This window comes from Streptomyces sp. A01 (assembly GCF_059026195.1).
This window is the reverse complement of the sequence record NZ_JBWLKN010000005.1, coordinates 104450-121548: the sequence shown is the minus strand read 5'-3', so window position 1 is coordinate 121548 and position 17099 is coordinate 104450. Positions and strand designations below refer to the sequence as shown.

Genomic DNA, 17099 nt, shown 5'->3' with positions numbered 1-17099 from the left:
GTACCTCCTTATCGGGACTCGATCAGACGCCGAGCCCGGACGAATCCGGCATCCACCCGGCCATCGGCGACTTCTTCCAGGTAGGCGTCGAACTCGCGGCCGCCCACCACCAGCCGCAGGCGTGAGCCTGCCGCCAGCCCGGCCGCGCGAGCATCATCGACCGTCGGAACAGGCACGGTGGGCGCGTTTGGCACGGCAGCATCCGCCACCCGCGACGCGGCCGCCGCCACCCGCGCAGCCGTCGAGTCCAGACCGAGCGCGAAGCCCTGCCCGGTCTGCATGCCCACACTCGCTGTGACCCGCGACGGTGACTTGATCTTCAACCGCTTCTTGATGGCCTTCACCAGCCCGGCGCCGAGCCGATCCATCGCCGCCTGGAGCTCCTTCTCCTGCGCCTTCAGACCAGTCAGGAAGCCGCGCCCGGCCTGCTTGCCGCTGTCGAACATGGCGTCAGCCATGGTGTTGCCGTAGCTGGTCGACAGCTTGGCGCCGGACTTCGCCAGCCCGTTGAGCTGGTCCAGTTGCGCCTTCGACGCGCCCGACACCATGCCGATGAGGTTGCCGCCCGGGCCCTGCTCCACCAGCTGCCGGATCAGGTCATGGCTGAGGCCCCGCCTGGAAAGGTTGGCGATCTGGCTCTTGAAGGTCGCCGCCTCGCCCTGCTTGCCCTTCAGCCCGCTGATCAGGTCGCCGAGGCTGGTGGCGTCGGTCTGACCGCCCAGCCCGATGAAGTCGGCCGCGTTCTTTTTCTGATCGGCCGCCGACTGCTTGGCCTCCGCCAACCGTGAATCCACAGTGTCTCGCCGTTTGGCCAGGCCCTGCAGCTTGATCGACGCCTTCTGCGTCGATGTGGCGAGTCCACGCCCAGCCCCGCCCGCTGCTTTTAGGTCCTTCGTCAGCTCGTTGGCTGCCCGCGCGATGTCCGACGCCGAGCCGGTCAGGCTCTTGGTGAACCCGCCGAGGTCGCCGGGGATCTGCTTGCGCGCGGCCGCCCGCGCCCGGGAGGAGGCCGTGCCCTTGGCGTATCCCGGCAGCGGGCGAAGGCCCTCCGCCATCCGCCGCGAGTCGGCGTTGCTGTAGACCACCTCCCCGCCGGAGAACTGGATCAGCTCGGGGCCCTGCTCACCCACCCACGCGATCTCACCCGGGCGCGGCGATCCACCGGACGCGTAGCCGCCAGCCGGGGTGAATCCGTACCGGCTGTTGAACAGAGGGCTGAGGGTTCCCCGGGCGCGCGACCCGACCAACACGCCGTCACCGCCGCGCGACTCAACGTTCTTGCCACCGAGGGTGCCCGCCGTGTGGCCGACGCCATCGTTGGTGATGCCGATAGTGAAGGGGGACTTCTTGTTTTGCGCCCAGCCGTCGGGGGCGCTCGCGCCCTGGAAAGAGAAGGTCGAGTACAGCCGACCCTTCGGGTTGCGGCCCTGGATGACCTTCTGGATGCCGGACATGAAACCCGAGCAGTCCCACGACGGGTTTCCCGCGCCACCCCATTGGTACGGCTTGCCGGCCTGCGTGCGCGCCCACTTCAGCGCGGCCGCAATCCCCTTCCCGCTGATGCCGCTGGACGCGCCCTTCTTGTCGGCCGTCTTGGTGTAGCCGAACAGGGCGTCGATCACCTTGTTCGGGATGCGGCGGATCATCTTGCCGAAGCCTGTGTCCGTGCCAGGAATTTTCGACACCAGCGGGTTGACGACGTGCTTCACGCCCGCCCGCGCGGACGCCTCCATGCCATCCTTCAACCAGCTGGCACCCTCCTTGATCTTGTCCCACACCGCGCTGCCCGCACCGGAAATTTTCTTCCCGACCCAGCCGAAAATGCCGCCATCGGCAAACGCTTGGGTCGGGAAGATCCCACCACCCGCGAACCGCTTGCGCTCTCCGCCGGGGTTACCTCCGGTCACCGGGGCCATCGCTCGCCGCACGCCTGCGATGCCCTTGCTGCGGGCAATCTTGTTCATGTAGTTCACGAAGCCGGGACCGACACCTCGCGTCCACTCGGGACGCATGATCGCCTCTCCGCCGGACAGATCCAGACCGCCGCCAGAAGGGCTGATGAACCGGTGCACATCCCGGCCCGGGCTGTACCCGGGCAGCACGCCACCGCTTGCGAAGCCCTCGGGATGGAACTCGCCGATCTTCGGCGCGCCGAACGCTTTTGCGACCTTGTTCCAGACCCCCACGATGCCTTTGTTGTAGACGGTGTTGATCAGGAACGCGATCGGCCGCTTCGCGATGCCCTCAAGCTTCTTCCACTGCTTGTCCACGGCCTTGACGGCTGAGCCGAAGGCCCCGCCGACCTTGCCCGCAGCAGCCCGGATGGCGTCCAGCGGCGGTTGGATGCCCTCCCGCCACACCGTGCCCATCACCACACGGATGCCCGTCATGGCGGGCGAGATGGCGTTGCGCCACAGCCAGGTGAACCCGGCACCCACACCACGCACTCCGGCCCGGATCAGTCCGAAGTACAATCTGGCCCCGGCCCACCAGAGCTTGAAGCCGCCCACGATCCAGCCCAGCACCGGCGAGATCGCCGCGCGCCACAGCCACATGGCCACCGCGCCCACACCTCGGAGCCCGGCTCTCGCCAGCCCCAGGTAGAGCTGGACTCCCGCCCACCAGAACTTGAAGCCGCCCACGATCCACCCGATGACGGGCCGGATCGCAGCAGACCACAGCCACATCGCCACCGCACCCAGCACCCGGAACCCCAGGTAGAGGGGGCCGAACAGCACGATCGTGAAGAGTGTCGCGAGAATGCGCACAGCGACGGAGATGAACGAGAACGCCGGGCTGATCGCGTTGGTCCACAGCCACATCGCGGCCGAGCCGACCGCACGCAGGCCGACCATGAGACCGTCGAGCACCGGCTTGATCACGGTGGTCCACGCCCACAGGACCGCCGTCTGGATGCCCAGCCACGCGGCCATCACACCGGCCCGGAACATCTCCGACCGCTGCCAGGCGATGTACACCGCAGTCGCCAGCGTGACCAGCGCGATCACGACCAGCGTGATGGGATTCAGCGCCATCACCGCGTTCAGCGCGGCCTGCGCGCCGGTGAACCCGGTGGTGACCGCTGTGCCGACCAGAATCGCCGTGCGGTACACGGCGAACACCGCGGTAGTCGCACCCGTCGCAATGGCCTGCGCGTTCAGCGCCAGCGTCAGCCCACCGACCAGGACGGCGGCAGGCAGAAGCCACACGCCCCACTCCCGCAGCCACGACACAGTGGCCTTCCCGCCAGCGATTACGCCCACCAGCACCGAGCCCAGGGCGCTCAAGGGAGGCAGCAGATAGACGTTGGCGGCCCGGCCGGTGGAGGCGATGACTGGCAGCACCTGGCCGCCCAGCACGTTGACGAAGCCCTGCTGGAGACCGCGCGTGAAGACCTCGATCTCGTGCGACGGCCCGCTGTGCAGGGTCTTGCCCAGCTTCTCCGCCGACCCCGCGACGTCTGTGAAACCCTTCCGCGCCTTGCCCGGGTCGAGCTTGAGTAGGGCAGTGCCCAGATCCTCAGCCTGCGTGCCGAACAGACCGACGGCTGCGGCTTCTCGCTCGACGGGGTCCTTCATCGCGCGGAGCTTGTCGAGCACGGTCTGCAGCCCACGCTGAGCGGAGTCTCCGCCCCGCCCGATCTGCGTCTCCATCTTCTCCGCGTCCAGGCCGAGGGCCTTGTACGCGTCTCGTGAGGTGTCGCTCATGTCGACGGCGCGAATGGAGAACTCTTTGAAACTGTCGGCGATGATGTCGGTGTCGCGGGCACCGCCCTGGAGGCCCTGCTGGAACAGGCCCAACGCCTCCGTAGAGTCCAGGCCCAGCTTGCGCATCTGGACGCTGTACTCCTGGAACGTCTCCAGCAGGTCCTCAGCGTTGGGGCCGAGCTTCTGCATGCCGACGGTGATCACGTCGAGCGCGCTCCGGGCGTCGGGCGCGAGCTTGTTCTTCATCATCGCGGACACGGCCTGCGTCTGCATCGACATGTCCGTGCCGAACGTGTTGGCCACGTCCGTCATCTGTGCCGCGATGGACTTGAGCTGTTTGTTCGTCGCGTCCGGCGGTACCAGGCCCGCGTTGACGACGGCGCGGATCGCGTCCGCGCCCTGCTGCATGTCCTGGGTGATGCCCTTCGCGTACAGCTGACCCGCGATCTTGCCGTAGCGCGACGCATCCTTACCCGTCGCGCCGAGCTGGGCCTGCAGCGTGCTCGTGACGTTGGCCTGCTCCATCGCCTTGGACAGGCCAGCCACCAGCAGCGCGCCAGCGGCAACACCGGCGGCGGCCGCGCCGATCTTGAGCTTGTCCCGCAGGCTGCCGCCAGCAGCCTGGCCGGCGTCGCCACCCGCGTCGCCAGCCGGGCCGATGAGCTGACTTCGCAACTCATTCCCGATGCCGCGCACGGACGGGATGATCTGCAGGGTGGCGTAGCCGACGGAGGGCATGGGCGACCTCCTCAGCTCGCTATGGAGTTGTCAGGTGATGCGGCCTGCTGCGATGGCCTGCCGCGCGCTCCAGCGCGGCCTTCCGCTTCGCGACGCGCTCCGGGCTGTTCTTGTCCAGCGTCTTGCGGCCGGAGCCCGGCCGGTCGACAGGACGCGGCGGCTTCGTCTGCTTGCTGGGTTTCACACCCTCGTTCGATCTCTGCCAGTTCGCGACCCGCAGCTCATCGATGGCGATCGCGGTCAGGTGCTCTTGGAGTCCCCACACGCCGTCCGTGTCGCCCATCGCGAGACGAGTCCGCGCATCGGGCGGGAGCTGCCGAATGTAGCCGCGGAGCTCCCGCCACGTCAGCAGCGGGCAGCCGGTCGAGTCCCGGCGGAACAGGTCGCTGAGCCTGATGCCGTAGTGGCTGCGCAGGTCAGCCTGGACGGCCTCGCCGTGCTCTCTCAGGAGCTGGACGAGGCCCCTGATTCCCCCGGTTCCCCCAAGCCACAGTGCTTCTTGTACGCCTCAAACAGGGCCTTGATCTTGTACTGCGGCATGTCGATCTTCTTGAAGTCGGGCCACTGCTCGGCACCGAGAGCTGTCTGGAGGACACCGAGCACGGAGCCGGTGTCACCGCCGTCGGCATGCGTCATGAGCTTCCACACGTCGAGTTCCTCGGCGTGCTTCAACTCCCAGCGGCGGCCATCCCAGTGGACCCGGAAGGGTGTGAGCTCGGCCTCTGCCTGTGCGGCATCCAGATTGAAATCGAAGGGCTGGTCATCTGGGGTGGCGCGCTTGGTCGCGGTTCGGGTGGTCATCGCGGTTGCTCGCTCTCTTGCGGTTGGGTGATCTGGATGCTGCGGGTGGGAATGGTCAGGCGGACCGTGCCGGAGCCGTCCGGCTGGAGGGTGACCTCCATGCATTCGCCCTGCACGATCCAGGGGAAGGGCTGGCCGTCGATCTCGATGGCGCCGGGCTGGATGCTGATCGTCTTCGCGATCGGCACCGCCTTGGTTCCCGATGACTCGACGGGACGAGGCGCCTCTTGGGCGAGGGCCGCCACGACCCGACTGCGCAGGTGGCGCGGCACCTCTTCGGTCTCGCTGACCAGGCCCAGATGGACGGCCTTGGCATGGATCTGCGCATCGCTGTACTCCAGCACGGGCGCCCCCTCACGGTCGCGGTTCGGGTGGTACCGGGGCGCGGCCGAACCGCGACGAACACCCGCGCCCCGGCAGTTGGGCTACACCGTGACGGTCACGGCGCAGGTGTCGGTCTGCCCCTGGTACGACGCGGTGACCGTGGCACTGCCCGGGTCCACACCCGTCACGAACCCGGCCGAGACGGTGGCGATCGCCGGGGCCGACGACGACCACGACGCCTGCGCCGTGACATTGGCGGTCGATGCGTCCGAGTACGTTGCCGTCGCGGTCAGCGCCTCGATCTCCGTGTCAGCCACGCTGAGGGTCGCCGGAGTCACACTGATCGAGGAGAGCACTGGTGTGTCCTGCCGGTCGAAGAGATCACCGGCGGCGGTCGGGAAGATGCTGCACGCGATCGTGGCCGACTCCAGGTCGGTTTCGTTCTCACCATGGTCCCCGTCGAGCGAGCATTCCGCGTACAGGCTGGTGATCAAGCGCCTGACCTTGTCGCCCTCACGCGTTTCGAAGGCGACCTTGACCTGCTCCGGGCGCGGCACCTTGATCTTCGTCGCGGTCGAGCCAGGCCACACCAGGCGCCTGGTCGTCGCGTTGTCCTCCAGCGCGGTGAAGTTCTTCGTGAGCTTGAAGTGCTGGCGGCTTGTCCTGACCAAGATGCCGCCCCACGCGAACTTGTCGTCCGTGTCCTCGTCCCTGCTCTCGGGAAAACCCTCGTCACCGTCGAGCAGACCGACCAGGGCCCAGCCCGCACCGAACGGCGTCTCGGCGTTGACCGGGTTGGGGGTAGAGATGTCGAACGCGACGTACACGTCGGCGTCCGTCCACAAGTTTGCCTTCGTCGGGTCGCCGGACATGCGGCGCCCTCCTCTCGTTCAGGGTGAGTGGGCGTCGCGGTTCAGCTATTGCGCAGGTCAGACCAGTTGTGGCCGGACGTTAGCGAGCACCGTCAGCGTGTTCAGGTCAATACCGCTCGGGTCATCGACAGCAGGAAGTGGGCCGGTCGCCGGTCGGCAACCACGGATCACGGGCCCGGAGTGGACCAGGAGGAGGCCCTGGCAGAGCATCGCCAGGTCATGCGCCTGGTCCGGGTCGGCATGCCACACGGTCACCCGCAGCGTGCACCGGGAGTTGGCCATGGACGAGTGCGGCAGGTCGGAGTCCTTGCGGACCATCACGTACGGCAGGCGCTCCAGCTCCGGCGACCGGTCGCCCGGTACCCGCGTGCCGACCGTCGTGCCCGCTGCGTACGGCTCCGACCGCCCTGCCAGAGCCGTACGGAGCACCCCAGCCCCGGCGGACTGCACGTCCGGGAAGACGACCAAGGGTTTGGTCATCGCTGCCACGCCTTGACTTCGAGCCCGGTGCGGCCGGCCGCCCTGGTGAGCAGCCCGTCACGTGCTTGCCACGCCATGGCTCGTACGTCCTCCACCGTCACGGTCGCGGCTCCGCGGTCCGTCGTGTACTGGCGGACTGACACGGTCGCCCGCGGCTCCGCAGCCCGCACGTTCGCGGCGATGTCGTCGGCCAGGCCGTCGATCACCTCGCGGACAGCCTGGCCCTTGAGCACCTCGCGGATGCCCTCGGCGTCCAGGCGCAGCTCCTCCAGCACGGCAGCCTCCTATCCGGTGGCGCGGGTCATGGTGAACTCGACGTGATGCACAGCCCCGGTGAGGGGGTCGGGCCAGCGCCCGACTTCGCCTTCGATCTCCAGCGTCATGCCGTCCCACTCGACGCGGTCCACTGCGCGGATATCCGGTGCGGTGCCGGGCGCGGATTGCACCCGCCAGCCGGTGACTACCACCGTGCGCTCAACCGTCGTCGCCTCTGAGGCGGCACCGGGTGCCCCGTTCGGTTGCACGTTCAGGTGCTCCACGATTAGACGGGTAACCGCCCCGGGGGACCAATCGGCCACGGTGTTCCCGCCCCGGTCCACCTGTGTCCCCGCGCGTACCCGCACGAGGGAGTCGAAGAAGAACATCACGCGTCCCCCGACGTGCGGACCTTGTGCCGGTCGACGGCCTTCTGCCACTGGTCCGTCACGCCGATCGCGGCCTGCGCCCCGAACGTGACGGACTGCCCGCCGACCGTCTTGCTCTGGATGCCCGGCACCACCGTGTCGATGGTCCGCGCCTGATCGATGACGACCTCCTGGATGTCCTCCGGCACCACAGCCCAGCCGTGGCTGTACGTCCCCCGCAGGCACCGCAGCCGGTCCGGCCACGCGCAGCTCAGCCGCCGCAGTACGCCCGTGTCCGACCAGGAATAGTCCGTGCCTTCCACCAGAGCGGTCCCGTCGAGCAGCACCCCGGTCACAGCTGTGACCGGCCACACCGGTAGCAGCAGCGACCGGCGGCCGTTGCCGTCCAGCGTCACCACGTCGTCGGCGACCAAGGTCACCCGATGCCCGACCGCGCCCCGGAACCGACGACTCGCAGCGGTCAGCGAGGCCAACAGCTTCAGGTCATCAGCCGGTCGGCCGAGCCAGACGGCGAGCTCCTCGGGGTCGGCGAGATAGTCGTCAGCCGCCACCACCCGCACCGCCCTTGCCTCGCGGCGAGCGCCCCTTATTCGCCGCCGCCGTGCGGGCCTTGTTCGGACCGCTCGCCGCCTTCTCACCGCCCGGCCCCGGATCGCCGCCGTCCTCGCTCGTAGAACCCGTGTCGGAATCGCCGTCCGGCAGGGCCAGAGGGGCGGGCCCATGCTCACCTACCAGGTCGGTATCGGTCAGGCCGCTGCGCTCAGCGTCACTTTCGTTCAGTTTCATCACGGTCTCGACACCGCTCGGTGAGACGATGCGGTACTTCTTCAGGGGCCCGCCCACAGCGGCCACCTCCTCGATGATCTGGTCCACCGGCACAGCGGTGGACGGCGGGCCGCACGCCGCGTTCTCGACGCCGCACGGACACCGTCCCTTGGCCGTGCGATGGGTGAACAACATCAGGACGCCAGCAGGCCAGCCGTACGCAGCTTGGCCAGCAGATCGTTATGTGCGGCACGCAGGACACCGAGGTCAGTGACGACCTTGTCGAACTCGGCTTTGGTCGGGTTCGCGCCGGCGGCCACCGTGGTGGTCATGGCAGCCGCGTTTGCGGAGGCGGCTGCCTGGCTGCCCTCGCGAGCCTTGCCTGCCCCGGGGTTGAGGTACGGCATAGGGGGTTACCTCCGATCAGGCGGTCAGGTCGATCTCGACAAACGCGGACGGTTGCAGGACACCGAACGCCGCGCGCATCTCGGCGAGGATCGCCACGAGGTTGCGGACGAAGAAATCCAGATGGCTGTCAGTGACCTGGATGGTCGCCTGCTCGCGGTCCCACAGGACTGCCTTCCGGAAGTCGCCGACGTACGCGGTGCCCTGCGGCACGGCCTCGGTCTCGACAACCGGCAGGTTCCACAGCGGCGTCGCCATACCGGCACCGGCCGGGCCGCCGAAGTAGTAGCGCGCCTCGTTGTCCTGCAGGAGGTCCAGGGCCTCGAGGTCCACCGGGTTGATCAGATACGCGTTCGCGCGGCTACGACCTACGGTGCGTACCCTCGTCTTCGCCTTGCGGTAGGTGACGAGGAGGTTGGTGTCGAAGGGCTGCGCCTGAACACCGGACACGTTCGAGAGGCCCTCGAAGTTTTCGCCGGTGTTGTCGCCCTGGATCATCTGATCCTCGAGCTCCTCCTCCAAGCCGTACAGGAGGAACGCGTCGATCAAGGTCCTGACCTGCGCGGCGTCCGACAGTGCCCGCTTGGTTGCGGGCATCCAGTGCGCGATCGTTTTGACCGCCGTGGTGACTTTCGCCAGGGCCACGCCCGACTCGGGCTTGTAGCCGCCACCCGCCGCATTCACGAGCGCGCCCGCACCGCCCGGCGCGGTCGGTGCCGCCGAGCTGGTCGCCTCCGGCACCGGGGCCGCTGCGTTCGTCACGGAGGTGACGCGCACGTACTCCACCGTGTCCGATGTGGTGGTGCCCGGGGTGACGACGTCCCGCAGCTGCAGCGGCCGCTGGAAGGCATCGAGGCCGACCTGCGGGCCGCGCCAGTCGTTCTGGACCAAGGCGCCCCCGGAGGTGTCGGAGCCGCCGGTGACCAGCGCTTTGACGCCGAACATCTCGGACTGGACGCGCTGGTTCTTCGCGAAAGCGCCGTTGGGCGCCTGGGCGAGCAGCCCCTTGTACTCAGCCGACTCGGTGAACTGAGCGCCGAGGCTCTTGCCCTTGTCGGGCAGCTGGAAGCCGGATGCGGTCTGCCGCTTGCCCTGCTCGTCGGTCTTGGCGTTCAGGGCGATGTCGTCGCCCAGCTCCTCCAGCGTCCGCTTCAGTTCAGCGTCGCCCTTCAGCCCCTCGATCGCTGCCTTGGCCGCCGTGGCCTTGGACATGAGGTCGCGAAGCTCCTTGGCTTCAGCCTCGGTGAAGTTGCGCTCGCCGTCCTCCTCGGCGCGGACGGTGATCTCCCGCGCCTTGAGGAGGTGCTGCTTCGCTTCCTCGGTCAGTTCCTTGATGGTCTTGGCCATGTCTCCTCATTCCGTGAGCGAGACCTCGAGCTCCAGGAGCTCGAGGCCGGAACGCAGACGGGCAGAGTCGGCACCGGCCTTGGCGGCGTCGTCCGTGGACGGCGCTTCGCGGGGGCCCGGCGTGGTCTCTTCCTCGGTGCTGCTGTCGGACTTGCTGGGGGTGTTCTCCGGGGTGTCCTGGGCGGGCGCGGGCTCTGGGGGCTGAGCGGGCGGCGTGTCGCCGCTGGCTGCCGCAGGGCCGGGCTGGCCGGGCGTCTCGGGGGCGTTCTTGGGGGTTGCCGCAGGGCGGGCCTTCTCAGGCTCCGCCGCGGCGAGGACCTCACCGATCGACTCGTACGCCGCGGTGAGGGAGGCGAAGTTCTTCTGTGACAGGACGCGGCCGGCCTTGGCACCGACGGCCAGGCGCTCGGCCTTCGCGGCCAGGAGCTCGGTCTCGCGGTTCACGCCGAGCAGGCACGGGCCGACCTCATGCAGGTCGAGCTGGCGCAGCTCGTAGTAGCCGCCCCAGCGGTGGTCGTCGTCCTTGACCCAGGCGCCGCCCCCGTTGGGAATGTCGTAGGCGAAGGAGAACTGTGTGACCCTGCGCCCCTTGAGCAGGCGGTACACCTGCTTGGCGGTCGGGTTCTCGTCGTCGCCGGTGAGGTCGTCGATCTGCCCGAGCACCTCCAGGCCGTCGAGGGTCTCGGCTGCCTTGACGACGTGTCCGATGTGAGCGAAAGGGTCAGACCACTGGTGGGACCAGATGACGGGAATGTCGTCACCCTTGGCTGCCCAGTCCGCCAGGGTCTGGGTGAAGGCGCCCGGGCGGACGACGTCGCCATACGTGTCCTCGTTGTCGAAGACGGAGACGATCGCGACGAACTGTCCCTCGGCCAGGCCGTCGGCGACGCCTGCCGCCTTGACCTTGGCGGTCACTTCCATGGTGCGCACGGCGTCAGACCTCCTTCGCATAGTCGAGAGCGCAGTTGCAGTTGACGAGTTCTTCGGTGCGGCCCTTGCCGTCACCGGGCCAGCGCAGGCCGTTGCCGAACACGTCGCCGAGAGCGACCTGTTCGCCGTTCTGCGCCTTGTGCGAGGCACGCGGGTTGGTCCCGCCGGTGCGCCAAATCTTCTGGGTCAGACCGCTCGCGCCAGCGGCGTCGTGACCTCCGAAGGAGCGAAGTTCGGTGGAGGCGGTGAGAGCCCGTGCAGCGGCCGCGGTGCCCCACGCAACCGCAGCCGTCTGCAGGGCCTCCCGCCAGCCGTCGCCGCCCTCCTCCTGCACTTTGGCGAGGGCCTCCCGGCCCGACTCCTCGTGCTGCGCCGCATGCGTCTCAGCAGCCGCGAGAACCCAGGCGAGCATCACATCGGCCGACCAGCCCTCGGCCTCGGGATTGTGGACGTCCAGGACCTCCCAGGCGCCCACCTGCGCGAGCCGATACCCGTGGTGGGCCAGCAGCGCCTGCAGCTGCGCGAGCCGGTCCTCAGATCCGGCCGCCCACAGCTCGAGCAGGTCGGGCATCCCGTCGTCGGCCTTCGCTCCGGCCGCGGCGAGCAGCCCATCGGCCTGCCGCTCGCTGAACCGGGCGAGAGTCTTCTCGAGGGCATCGCGCTCAGACGCGAAGGTGCCGATGCTCGAGGGCCTGCCGCTCGCCTTTCTACGCGGCAGGCCGCGCGCCTTCGGGGCCGTGTCCCTGGGGTTGGCGAGGCCGCCCTGGGTGACATTGAGCGGCACGATCAGGCTGTTGCCGCCCTCGACGGCGGGCAGGTTGTTCCGCGCCCGGGTCTCGTTCACCGTCATCCACGGTCCGCCCGTCGCGGTCGACGCGGCAGCGGCCTGCGACTCGAAGTCGCCACGCATCTTTGCCTCGACGTTGAACTCGCAGTACACATCCGAGTTGTTGCCAGGCAGGTCGGGAAGGATCTGCGCCACGAACTCCTGCTGCAGGTCGACCGTCCACGGGCCCAGCGTGTCCTGGTACAGGTGGGCGTGCTGCTCCTTGATGTTGCTGTAGGTGGCGTGGTCGAGGATTCCGATGAGCGGCGGCGGGATGTAATACGCGGAGGCACACTCCTCCCGATTCAACTTGCGGGCCTCGATGTACTGGGCTTGCTCGGGATTGAAACCGACAGCCTTGTAGTCCATGCCGTCCTCGAGAATCGGCGTGCCGCCCTCAGCGCCACCACCGGAGGAGAAGCTGCGCCACATCTCCCGAAAGCGCCGCTTCTCTTCCTTGCTCCACTCGGGGGCCTCCGCTGGCCGGACGAGGACGCCGGTCATACGGGCCCCGCCCTTCCACATCGCCGACCGCTGCTTGGCCGCCTCCGAGGACTCGAGGATCAGCTCCCGCAGAGACTCAATCGGCGACTCGCCGTACGTCAGGTCGGTCGGCGAGTAGCCGTGGATGTGGATAACTTCATCTGGCGCGAAGTGCCGCCCGCCCGCCGTCTCGAAGTACTCAGGGCGAATCCAGTTCCCGCCGTACGGTCGGATCAGCGTCGGTGGCACCGGCAGAATCCGCAGCTGGTTGTTGAGCTTCAGCTTGATCCCAAAAAAGTTGTCGTACAGCGCGCGATCACTCACGATCCGCTCAATGAACCGGTACTGCGTCATCCCGGGCAGCGGATTGGCGAGCAGCTGCGCCAGCGGATGATCCCGCAGCCGCTCGCGGTCGGTGTCGCTCACCCGCCGGAAGGTGTGGATGCCGAGTTGGGCGATGTTCCGCGCGATGAATCCGATGACCGTTCGGACCTGGGGCTGGGTGCGCCAGATCGTCTTGTACTCCCACGGGGCTGCTCGCAGTGACATCGCCGCGTACCCGTGGGTGACTCCGGCCCCGGTCGTTGCGAGCTCGCCGGAGCTGACCACGAACGCCATCAGCTGCCTCCGCCCGCGAGGACCTGGATGAACTCCACCTTCGTCCGCTCGATGACGACCTCGCCGTCGACCGGTTGCGGGGTGCGGCCGGTCTCGAGCAGATCCGCGTCTCGGAGGACCAGGAGGGGGCCGCGTTTCGCCCACAGCACTCCGCTGAAAGCCTTGTCGACCAGGTTGATCACGACTCGGCGGCGGACCGCCGTACGGCGCCACGCGAACACGGCCACCTCCTGCGCTGGGCCGCTACCGTGGCGGCGTGATGAACGATCTGCTGAACTGGATCGCTGGCCGCTGCCCCATGCACGACCGCGCGTCACCCAAGCTCATCCGCGAGTTGGAGGCCGGTTTGGGCATGGAACTGAGCGCGGCCTCGGGCGACCTGATCGCGGACCACAGCGACCCAGGGATCATCGGCTGCGGCCACACCTGGTGCGCGCAACAGCGGCGCGCTACACGACCATGATTTCGTCATCCGCGTACCGGGACTTCCGGCGCGGGGGCCTGGCGATGACCTCGGCCATGGCAGTGAGTAGCGCGCTCACCCCATCGATCTTGTCGCCGGAATTGGCCTTGTCGGGCTTGACGTTGCCCGACGGGTCCATGACGACAGCGAGGTTGTCGACACACCAGCGGACGATTGGATGCCCGCCGTGCCGCAGCACGGTCAGCTCCGGAGTGCCCTGCAGGATTAGCCGCTGCGTCTCTTTCAACACCGGCGACAAGGTCTGGAAGCCCTGCCGTACCTTGACCAGGTTGGCGCGTTCACTCATCAGATCGTTGGTCAACTGGCTGGCGTTCCACGGGTCGTAGCCGATCGACCGGACGCGGAAGACGTCGCGGTCCTTGCGGATCTGCTCCTTGATCCAGTCGTAGTCGGCGACGTTGCCCGGGGTCTTGGTCAGCCAGCCCTCGCGTACCCACCTGCTCGCGGCCTTGGCCGTCCGCTTGTCCAGGGCCGCGAGGTTGTCCTCCGGCGTCCAGAATCGCCACAGCGCATCCAGCGTGCCGTCCTCGTCGTTCGGGAACAGCCAGCACAGCGCGCACAGGTCGGACGTCGCGGCAAGGTCCAGCCCGCCCCAAGTCTGCCTGCCGTGCAGCGCGCTTTCGTCGACCATGCCCGCATTGCGGTCCCACGCCGCGATCGGCAGGAACTTGCCGTCCTGCCGCGTACGGATGCCCAGGTGAAGCTGCATGAAAGAGGCCAGGTCTGCTGGTGAGGAGGCTGCCTTGCGCGACGCCTTGGCCACGTACGCGCGCGTCGGTGACACACCGAACCCGGGATTGGCCGCGCGCCACGTCGCCTCGACGTGCGGGTCGGCGTCGTCCGGCGCGGCGAAGATCACCCCATACAGGGACCAGTCGTGCAGGACACGGCGCGCCAACTGCTCGACGCGCCGCCGCTTGTTGTCGTACGGGGTCTCGCGCTTACCGGTGTCGGCGGTCGTGATCACCACGCCGAGCGGCTGGCGGCGGGAGCCGGTGCCGGACTCCAGCGTCTCCAGCATGTCCGGGCTCTTGTGGATGTGCAGCTCGTCGCAGACGTAGCAGTGCAGGTTCGCACCATGCTGCGCGTCGGCGACGTTGCTGATGACCTGGAAGTACGAGCCGCTACGCGGGTGGAGGATCTTGTCCTTGAGCGGCTTGACGTGGCCCTTTAGCGCGGGCGCCGACTCGGCAAGCCGCTTGACCGGGTCGAAAACGAACCTTGCCTGATCCTTCGTCGTAGCCGCCGCGAGGACCTCGGCGCCGGGCTCATCGTCCGCGCACGTCATGTAGATCGCGATGCCGCCGCACAACGTGCTCTTGCCGTTCTTGCGCGGCACGTCCACGTACAGCTCGGAGACGACCCGGACGTACCCGTCCGCGTCGTCGTCCCAGTGCACCCACCCGAAGACGGGGGCGATGACGTACGCAACCTGCCACGGGTCCGGCCGCAATGGCTGCCCCGCCCACTGCCCCTTGGTGTGCCGCAATCTGGAGAACGCGTTGACGACCTTGTCGACACGGTCCGGGTCGAAAACTGCGCCGGGGGCCTCGCCAGGCGACGGCGTCTGGATCAGCGGCGGGCAGTCCGGCAGCGGGATGCCGCGCGAGGCCAGATACCAGGCGACCTCGGGGCTGAGCTTCAGCCGGTCCAGCGTCTCCTGGTCCGGCATCTCCGCCGTGTCGGTGCGCGGCGCGGCCTTGGGCTTGCGCGGCTTGCGTGAGCTACGCGAAGGGGTTGTCGTCCTCGCCATCGTCGGCCCCTCTTGCCAGGGCCTGCTCGCTTGAGGGGGTCAGGCCGAATTGCGCGGCGTACGCCCGGAGCTCGCGGCCAGCGGACCGAGCGATCGCCACCGCCGGGTGCGGGACGGTACGCGTCGTCTCACTCCCGGAGGCGCTGATGGTGGTGACCTCGGAGGTGATGCCCTCGGCGGTGACCGTGCGGGTGGCCGTGACGAACTGGGACCACGTCTCGCAGTACGCGGCGAGCGTCGCCCGGTCCTCTTCCTTGAGGAGGTCTAGGCGCTGCAGGCCGGGCGCGACCCGCTTCCACTCGGCCTTCGCCTCGGCGCTCATCCATGTTGGCGGGTTCGGGGCGATGCGGCGGAAGGCCGGCCCCTGGTTCACCTTACGGCCGCCGGAGTCGGTGCCGTTGCCGCGCCCACTGATCAGCTTCAGGGTGGCGGGCTGGGCGGTACGCCCCACGGCGATCACCCCCTGCCCAGCATATTTACTCAGCGTGACTGCCCCGGGGGCCCATCGCCCGAAATTTATTCTGAGACGACGTGTTCCGAGTTGACCGCGGCGGGCCCCAAGACGATCAAGCTGGTGATTGCGACACCCCTACCCCCGGGGAGGGTGACTCGTCGGCCCACATGACGGCTGCGAGGCCGTCGTCACCGTCCAGATGCTCGGGTCCGATGGCAGCGACGAGCCCGGTACGTGGATCGTCGGCGATGACGCGGCCGGAGGGGAACTGGACGCCGTGGATGTCAGGTCGCTCCGGGTGACGGCTGACAAAGCGGCGGGAGTGCCGTACCTCGTCCGGTCGGTCCTCTCGGTCCTCGCTCACGTTGAGCTCCTTCTGTGACGGCGGGCGTTGGCTCGAGCGGCCTCTGCCTTGCTCTTGGCGTCGTGGCAGGTGACGCAGGCGAGGCCGAGGTTGTCGAGGGAGCGGCGTGCTCCGCCTTCGCTGATGGGGATGACGTGGTCGAGTTCGTGTGGCCACGTGGTGCGGTTGTCCTCGTCGTACAGCTCGGGGTCGACGGGTTCGGCTCCGCACATGTAGCAGCATCCGTTGTCGCGTTTGGTGATCTTGCGCTTGAGCGTGCGCCATTCGCCTGAGCTGATGCCGTATCGCTCGGCCTTGTTGTCGCGTCCTCGCCATGGGATGGGCTGGTGTTCGTCGCAGCGTGATCCCTTGGTGGCGAGGTCGTGGCACTCGGGGTCGGTGCAGCGGGAGGGCGGAGCCATCGGCACGCGGCACCTCCCCGGGATCAGGGTCGCCAGGCGTCCTGGTGTGCGATGCGGCAGGGCGAAGGCTTGTCGTGGGTCGGGCATCGCCCTGCGATGGTGTGCAGGAGCTCGGTCAGCATGTTCGTGCGCCTCGAGTGTGGGTGTCGCTATTCCGTCTTTGTCACGCCGGTGGCTTCGCCGTTGACCATGGTGGCGAACACGCGCGCTTGTGCTTCTTTGCGTGCGGGCACGGGGACCAGGAGGACGCCATCGGGGTGCTCGATGGTGAGGAAGAGCTGCTGCATGTCCTTCTTGGCCCAGAGGGCGAAGATGCCGATGAGGGCCACTCGGGTGGCGGTGATGCGCTTCCGTGCGGTCTCGCCGAGTTCGATGGTGACGCGGGAGCCGTCGACGGGGATGGGGGTCTGGCCGGGCTGGTGGAACTTGCCGCCGAGGACGTTTACGCCGGTTGCGGCGCCTGCTGCGCGGATTTGGCTGGCGCGCTTGGCTGCGGCTTTTTCCTCGGGTGTCTTCTTGCTGCCGAACACGTGGCCCCCTCGAGTGGTGTGGGGCTCATGATGGCGTGTGGCGGGGCGTGTGGTGGTGGGTTTCCCGGAGTCGGGTTGTGCATGTTTCAGCCCTCGCCGGGGTGGCTGGCGAGGGCTGAAGCGGAGCGATCTTTGTCCGGGCACGCCGGGCATGCCCTGATCATGCGTGATGG

21 protein-coding genes are annotated in these 17099 nt (G+C 68.2%); 1 reads left to right on the top strand and 20 read right to left on the bottom strand.

What is annotated here, in order from left to right; translation table 11 throughout:
- Positions 1–8: 8 nt before the first annotated feature.
- From AC5P1B_RS08410 to AC5P1B_RS08340, 15 genes are all read right to left on the bottom strand, one after another.
- The gene (locus tag AC5P1B_RS08410) at positions 9–4445 is read right to left on the bottom strand and encodes a phage tail tape measure protein (RefSeq protein WP_493885952.1); all 4437 of its coding nucleotides are present in this window, start codon (positions 4443–4445) and stop codon (positions 9–11) included.
- Positions 4446–4464: 19 nt separating this feature from the next.
- Positions 4465–4728, bottom strand: coding sequence for a hypothetical protein (locus tag AC5P1B_RS08405; RefSeq protein WP_493885951.1), 264 nt, complete (start codon positions 4726–4728; stop codon positions 4465–4467).
- A 161-nt stretch (positions 4729–4889) separates the two neighbouring features.
- Positions 4890–5246 (bottom strand): hypothetical protein, encoded by a 357-nt coding sequence (locus tag AC5P1B_RS08400; RefSeq protein WP_493885950.1) that lies wholly within the window; start codon positions 5244–5246, stop codon positions 4890–4892.
- Entirely contained in the window at positions 5243–5590 is a 348-nt protein-coding gene (locus AC5P1B_RS08395; protein ID WP_493885949.1) for a hypothetical protein, read from the bottom strand. The genes AC5P1B_RS08400 and AC5P1B_RS08395 overlap by 4 nt, the downstream gene beginning before the upstream one ends.
- 81 nt (positions 5591–5671) lie before the next feature.
- The gene (locus AC5P1B_RS08390) at positions 5672–6442 is read right to left on the bottom strand and encodes an Ig-like domain-containing protein (protein ID WP_493885948.1); all 771 of its coding nucleotides are present in this window, start codon (positions 6440–6442) and stop codon (positions 5672–5674) included.
- A gap of 57 nt (positions 6443–6499) precedes the next feature.
- The gene (locus tag AC5P1B_RS08385; protein WP_493885947.1) at positions 6500–6922 is read right to left on the bottom strand and encodes a hypothetical protein; all 423 of its coding nucleotides are present in this window, start codon (positions 6920–6922) and stop codon (positions 6500–6502) included.
- Positions 6919–7197 carry a hypothetical protein gene (locus tag AC5P1B_RS08380; RefSeq protein WP_493885946.1) on the bottom strand — a complete coding sequence of 93 codons (279 nt, stop codon included), beginning with the start codon at positions 7195–7197 and terminating at the stop codon, positions 6919–6921. Before AC5P1B_RS08380 ends, AC5P1B_RS08385 begins: the two co-directional genes overlap by 4 nt.
- Positions 7198–7206: 9 nt before the next feature.
- Complete coding sequence (locus AC5P1B_RS08375; protein WP_493885945.1) at positions 7207–7566, bottom strand: hypothetical protein; 360 nt, start codon at positions 7564–7566, stop codon at positions 7207–7209.
- The gene (locus AC5P1B_RS08370) at positions 7566–8117 is read right to left on the bottom strand and encodes a head-tail connector protein (protein WP_493885944.1); all 552 of its coding nucleotides are present in this window, start codon (positions 8115–8117) and stop codon (positions 7566–7568) included. The genes AC5P1B_RS08375 and AC5P1B_RS08370 overlap by 1 nt, the downstream gene beginning before the upstream one ends.
- Complete coding sequence (locus AC5P1B_RS08365) at positions 8107–8526, bottom strand: hypothetical protein (protein WP_493885943.1); 420 nt, start codon at positions 8524–8526, stop codon at positions 8107–8109. Before AC5P1B_RS08365 ends, AC5P1B_RS08370 begins: the two co-directional genes overlap by 11 nt.
- Positions 8526–8738 carry a hypothetical protein gene (locus AC5P1B_RS08360; protein WP_493885942.1) on the bottom strand — a complete coding sequence of 71 codons (213 nt, stop codon included), beginning with the start codon at positions 8736–8738 and terminating at the stop codon, positions 8526–8528. Before AC5P1B_RS08360 ends, AC5P1B_RS08365 begins: the two co-directional genes overlap by 1 nt.
- Positions 8739–8754: 16 nt before the next feature.
- On the bottom strand, positions 8755–10083 hold the full coding sequence (locus AC5P1B_RS08355; RefSeq protein WP_493885941.1) for a phage major capsid protein: 1329 nt from the start codon (positions 10081–10083) through the stop codon (positions 8755–8757).
- 6 nt (positions 10084–10089) lie between these two features.
- Complete coding sequence (locus AC5P1B_RS08350; protein ID WP_493886187.1) at positions 10090–11004, bottom strand: HK97 family phage prohead protease; 915 nt, start codon at positions 11002–11004, stop codon at positions 10090–10092.
- Positions 11005–11017: 13 nt separating this feature from the next.
- Entirely contained in the window at positions 11018–12940 is a 1923-nt protein-coding gene (locus AC5P1B_RS08345) for a phage portal protein (protein WP_493885940.1), read from the bottom strand.
- Positions 12940–13161, bottom strand: coding sequence for a hypothetical protein (locus tag AC5P1B_RS08340; protein WP_493885939.1), 222 nt, complete (start codon positions 13159–13161; stop codon positions 12940–12942). The genes AC5P1B_RS08345 and AC5P1B_RS08340 overlap by 1 nt, the downstream gene beginning before the upstream one ends.
- A gap of 35 nt (positions 13162–13196) precedes the next feature.
- On the opposite strand from AC5P1B_RS08340, the gene AC5P1B_RS08335 reads away from it, so the two are divergent.
- Positions 13197–13403, top strand: coding sequence for a hypothetical protein (locus AC5P1B_RS08335; protein WP_493885938.1), 207 nt, complete (start codon positions 13197–13199; stop codon positions 13401–13403).
- Here the strand turns inward: AC5P1B_RS08335 and AC5P1B_RS08330 are convergent.
- The 5 genes from AC5P1B_RS08330 to AC5P1B_RS08310 form a co-directional block, all read right to left on the bottom strand.
- Positions 13390–15177 carry a terminase large subunit gene (locus tag AC5P1B_RS08330; protein WP_493885937.1) on the bottom strand — a complete coding sequence of 596 codons (1788 nt, stop codon included), beginning with the start codon at positions 15175–15177 and terminating at the stop codon, positions 13390–13392. The two genes, AC5P1B_RS08335 and AC5P1B_RS08330, sit on opposite strands and share 14 nt — an antisense overlap.
- Positions 15149–15628 (bottom strand): phage terminase small subunit P27 family, encoded by a 480-nt coding sequence (locus tag AC5P1B_RS08325; RefSeq protein WP_493885936.1) that lies wholly within the window; start codon positions 15626–15628, stop codon positions 15149–15151. The genes AC5P1B_RS08330 and AC5P1B_RS08325 overlap by 29 nt, the downstream gene beginning before the upstream one ends.
- Before the next feature lie 115 nt (positions 15629–15743).
- Entirely contained in the window at positions 15744–15995 is a 252-nt protein-coding gene (locus AC5P1B_RS08320; protein WP_493885935.1) for a hypothetical protein, read from the bottom strand.
- Positions 15992–16396: an HNH endonuclease gene (locus tag AC5P1B_RS08315; RefSeq protein ID WP_493885934.1), complete on the bottom strand. Its 405-nt coding sequence runs from the start codon at positions 16394–16396 to the stop codon at positions 15992–15994. Before AC5P1B_RS08315 ends, AC5P1B_RS08320 begins: the two co-directional genes overlap by 4 nt.
- A gap of 149 nt (positions 16397–16545) precedes the next feature.
- Positions 16546–16926: a hypothetical protein gene (locus tag AC5P1B_RS08310; RefSeq protein ID WP_493885933.1), complete on the bottom strand. Its 381-nt coding sequence runs from the start codon at positions 16924–16926 to the stop codon at positions 16546–16548.
- Positions 16927–17099: the final 173 nt, after the last annotated feature.

Coding starts and splice junctions, on each gene's coding strand:
- AC5P1B_RS08410 (WP_493885952.1), bottom strand. CDS start 4,445: ATGCCCTCCGTCGGCTACGCCACCCTGCAGATCATCCCGTCCGTGCGC.
- AC5P1B_RS08405 (WP_493885951.1), bottom strand. CDS start 4,728: ATGGGCGACACGGACGGCGTGTGGGGACTCCAAGAGCACCTGACCGCG.
- AC5P1B_RS08400 (WP_493885950.1), bottom strand. CDS start 5,246: ATGACCACCCGAACCGCGACCAAGCGCGCCACCCCAGATGACCAGCCC.
- AC5P1B_RS08390 (WP_493885948.1), bottom strand. CDS start 6,442: ATGTCCGGCGACCCGACGAAGGCAAACTTGTGGACGGACGCCGACGTG.
- AC5P1B_RS08385 (WP_493885947.1), bottom strand. CDS start 6,922: ATGACCAAACCCTTGGTCGTCTTCCCGGACGTGCAGTCCGCCGGGGCT.
- AC5P1B_RS08375 (WP_493885945.1), bottom strand. CDS start 7,566: ATGTTCTTCTTCGACTCCCTCGTGCGGGTACGCGCGGGGACACAGGTG.
- AC5P1B_RS08365 (WP_493885943.1), bottom strand. CDS start 8,526: ATGTTGTTCACCCATCGCACGGCCAAGGGACGGTGTCCGTGCGGCGTC.
- AC5P1B_RS08360 (WP_493885942.1), bottom strand. CDS start 8,738: ATGCCGTACCTCAACCCCGGGGCAGGCAAGGCTCGCGAGGGCAGCCAG.
- AC5P1B_RS08355 (WP_493885941.1), bottom strand. CDS start 10,083: ATGGCCAAGACCATCAAGGAACTGACCGAGGAAGCGAAGCAGCACCTC.
- AC5P1B_RS08350 (WP_493886187.1), bottom strand. CDS start 11,004: ATGGAAGTGACCGCCAAGGTCAAGGCGGCAGGCGTCGCCGACGGCCTG.
- AC5P1B_RS08345 (WP_493885940.1), bottom strand. CDS start 12,940: ATGGCGTTCGTGGTCAGCTCCGGCGAGCTCGCAACGACCGGGGCCGGA.
- AC5P1B_RS08330 (WP_493885937.1), bottom strand. CDS start 15,177: ATGGCGAGGACGACAACCCCTTCGCGTAGCTCACGCAAGCCGCGCAAG.
- AC5P1B_RS08315 (WP_493885934.1), bottom strand. CDS start 16,396: ATGGCTCCGCCCTCCCGCTGCACCGACCCCGAGTGCCACGACCTCGCC.